The sequence below is a fragment of the Dethiosulfatibacter sp. genome (assembly GCF_983023055.1).
On the sequence record NZ_CEZJXU010000267.1, the window covers coordinates 1 to 3,559 of the forward strand.

The window sequence follows — 3,559 nt, forward strand, 5'->3', positions numbered from 1 at the left end:
AAGCTTTCTTTTCCTATCCGGTTGACTGCCAGATAGGGGGAGTGGGGACATTGTCAATATAAATATACCCAAAGGGAATAATAATGAAACAATTTAAATGTTAACTTTCTGTAATATTTTCCCCTATTAGATGAACATTTCCTGCTCCCATAGTCATGATTATGTCACCTTTCCTGGAATGTGTTCTGAAATATTCTTCAGCCTCCTCAAAGGAACTGCAGTATATTGCTTTAGTATTGTTTCTATTGATACCTTCAACCAGGTCTTTCGAATGAACAATATCCAGATCCTTCTCCCGTGCTGCATAGATATCAACTACGAGTACTGTGTCTGCATCCGAGAATGCTTCTGAAAATTCTTTTAGCAGCGAGAAAGTCCTTGTATAGGTATGAGGCTGAAATACACATAAAACCCTTTTGTCGGTCATTTCACGGACTGTCTTAAGGGTTGTTTTTATTTCTGTTGGATGATGGGCATAATCATCAATTACAGATGCACCATTTAAAATTCCCTTGTATTGAAATCTTCTCTTTGTTCCGGTAAAGGATTGTATTCCTTCTATTATGTTTGAATTTTCAATATCCATAGCGTGAGCACAAGCAATGGCTGCTAGAGCATTATAAAGATTATGTTCTCCAGGAACTTTTAGTGAAACTTTGGATATTAAAGTGTCATCAATATGAAGGTCAAATGAGGGACAGGGAGTATAGGTTATATTGTCAGCCCATATGTTCGCCTTGTCTTTTATACCAAAGGTTCTGAGGTTACACGACAACTTATCAAAAAGGTGTTTTGAATTTCCACAGTCGCTGTTGTATACAAGGTATCCATTATCAGGAATCTTTGATCCAAATTCCAGAAATGCGGATTTTATATCATCAATATCCTTGTAGTAGTCGAGATGGTCCTCTTCTATGTTTAAAACAACTCCATAAAGAGGGTTGAATTTTACAAAACTTCTTTTATATTCACAGGCCTCAGTTAGAATTGTTTCATCATTTCCAATTCTAATATTGCCCTTTATAAGATCATATTCGCCACCTATTAATATGGTAGGATCTGAATCTCCTTTTAGAAGAATGCTTGACATGAATCCTGTAGTAGTAGTTTTGCCATGGGTTCCTGATATGGCCACAGGACTGTTGTAGTCATGCATGAGTTCTCCAAGAAAATCAGCTCTTTCAAGAAGTTTAATTCCGAGTTTTTCAGCCCTTATATATTCAGGGTTTTCGCTGTTTACAGCAGCTGTGAATACTACAAGGTTTTGGTTGTCTATGATTTTGTCATCATGTCCTTTTTGTATTACTGCACCAAGATTCTTCAGATGCTCTGTAAGGTTGGTTTCGTTTATGTCTGAGCCTGTTACTTTGCAGCCCCTGTTTAACATGATTTCGGCAAGTCCACTCATACTTATTCCACCAATGCCTATAAAATGTATATATTTGTAATTTTTCACGCTAACCTCCTCGTTTATATCCAAATTATTTTGTTCAAATAATTATAACAATAAATAAAGAGATTATAAAGGCTTAAGTATCAAATTTATTTAGTTGAGTTTTTTCTACAGTAAGCAGTATTTGGATGCTTAAATACCACAATACTTCCAGAGATTTTGTATATATTAATTTTCTAAGACAATAATAAAATATAAACTTGTGATTCACGAATTTTATATGTATAATATATATAAATATTCGTTAAGGAGTGAATGAATGAAGAAGTATAAAAGAAATCAAAGAGTAGGCGCTCTTATGAAAATTTTCACTGAAAGACCAAACCATGTGTTTTCATATAATTATTTTTCAGAGTTGTTCAATGCTGCAAAGTCAACTATAAGCGAAGATATAGTAATAGTAAGGGAACTAGTTGCTGACCTTGGTTTTGGAAGAATTGAAACCATTGCGGGTGCTGCAGGAGGAGTAATATATATTCCTAGTCTAAGTGAAAAAGATACAATAGCACTTTTAAGCGAGCTTTGTCTTGCATTTTCAAATCCAAACAGGATAATACCGGGAGGATATATCTATATGACGGATATTTTTAATTCGCCATATTATTCGTCTAATATAGCAAAAATTATAGCTTCAAAATATTCCAGCAAGGAAATTGATTATGTTGTTACTGTAGAAACAAAGGGAATACCCATAGCTCTTATGACTGCAAGGGAGCTTGATGTTCCTTTGGCTGTAATAAGAAGAAACAGCAAGGTTACTGAAGGATCTACTGTGAGTATAAACTATGTTTCAGGATCTACAAGGAAGATTGAATCCATGACACTTTCAAGAAGAGCTGTAAAGGATGGGTCCAAGGTTCTTGTAGTGGATGACTTCATGAAGGGTGGAGGTACTGCGAGAGGTATGATTGACCTTATGGCGGAGTTCAATGCCGAAGTAGTAGGCGTGTCAGTAGTAATTTCCACTTCGGAGCACAAGAACAAACTTGTAAAGGATTACAATACACTTCTTGTTCTTGAAGATGTGAACGAGGGTGAAAAAATTATAAAAATCAGGCCTTTTGACGAGGAAAACCTGGATATTTAATAAAAAAATAAAAAATAAATAAACATTTTTGCAATCTCATGAGATTTGTAGTAAAATATTAGTATGTTTGGACATAATATACCGGAGGTGGGAAACCATGGAAATCACAGATGTAAGAGTCAGAAAAATCAACTCTGAGGGGAAAATGAAAGCGATTGTTTCTGTCACTTTTGACGACTGTTTTGTAGTTCATGACATCAAGATCATTGAAGGACAAAGCGGACCTTTCATTGCAATGCCTAGTAGAAAGATGCCAGATGGTGAATTTAAGGATATTGCACATCCGATTAATTCACAAACAAGAAGTTCAATTCAAGAATCAGTATTCAAAGCTTATGAAGAGAAGCAGGCGGAAGATGAGGAATAATAATAATTAGTATCCGCGGAGGGTCTGTTTAAAGACCCTTTTTTATTGTCTAAAAAAGTTGAATATTTACTAAATTAATTGATAAGAACTATTGTTATTTCTCTCCATTAATATTATAATATGTTTTGGATTAAGGAAATACAGGAGATTTTAATGAATATATCAGTAATATTGGCTGCCGGAGAAGGCACTAGAATGAAATCCAAACTACCCAAGGTCCTACACAAGGTATGTGGAAAAGAACTTGTTAAATATGTTCTTGATGCATCTGATAAGGCTGGAATAGATAAGAAAATACTTATTTTGGGTCACGGCAAGGATAAAATAATGGATTCATTGGATGAATCTGATGTTCTTTTTGAGGAACAGCCCGTAGGTGATGAATTCCCTTACGGAACAGGATATGCTGTTATGCAGGCTGAAAAGCATATTAGTGACGAAGACATTGTAATTGTATTAAATGGAGATGTTCCAATGATAAGGGATGAAACCATTAAAAATTTCATGAATTATCACAATGAAGAGAAATGCTCCGCATCCGTCCTCACAGCTTTATTTGAAAATCCTTTCGGTTACGGAAGAATGGTAAGGGACGAAAAGGACGAGGTATCGTCCATAGTAGAACAAAAGGATGCTGATGAAAATACAAAAA

Annotated in this window: 4 protein-coding genes; 3 read left to right on the forward strand and 1 reads right to left on the reverse strand. The window is 35.1% G+C overall.

The window, feature by feature from the left end:
* Positions 1–100 precede the first annotated feature (100 nt).
* Positions 101–1,480 (reverse strand): UDP-N-acetylmuramate--L-alanine ligase, encoded by a 1,380-nt coding sequence (gene murC, locus AC3AX0_RS09345; RefSeq protein WP_487550027.1) that lies wholly within the window; start codon positions 1,478–1,480, stop codon positions 101–103.
* A 232-nt stretch (positions 1,481–1,712) separates the two neighbouring features.
* Between murC and purR the strand changes: the two genes are divergently transcribed.
* The 3 genes from purR to AC3AX0_RS09360 all read left to right on the forward strand — a co-directional run.
* Positions 1,713–2,540, forward strand: a complete 828-nt coding sequence (gene purR, locus AC3AX0_RS09350; RefSeq protein WP_487550028.1) for a pur operon repressor — start codon at positions 1,713–1,715, stop codon at positions 2,538–2,540.
* 97 nt (positions 2,541–2,637) lie between these two features.
* Positions 2,638–2,907, forward strand: coding sequence for a septation regulator SpoVG (gene spoVG, locus AC3AX0_RS09355; RefSeq protein WP_487550029.1), 270 nt, complete (start codon positions 2,638–2,640; stop codon positions 2,905–2,907).
* Positions 2,908–3,060: 153 nt separating this feature from the next.
* On the forward strand, positions 3,061–3,559 hold a 499-nt coding region (locus AC3AX0_RS09360; protein ID WP_487550030.1), incomplete at its 3' end, for an NTP transferase domain-containing protein.

Bases quoted from the DNA above. Each gene is read 5' to 3' on its own strand.
- purR (WP_487550028.1), top strand. From the start codon at position 1,713: ATGAAGAAGTATAAAAGAAATCAAAGAGTAGGCGCTCTTATGAAAATT.
- spoVG (WP_487550029.1), top strand. From the start codon at position 2,638: ATGGAAATCACAGATGTAAGAGTCAGAAAAATCAACTCTGAGGGGAAA.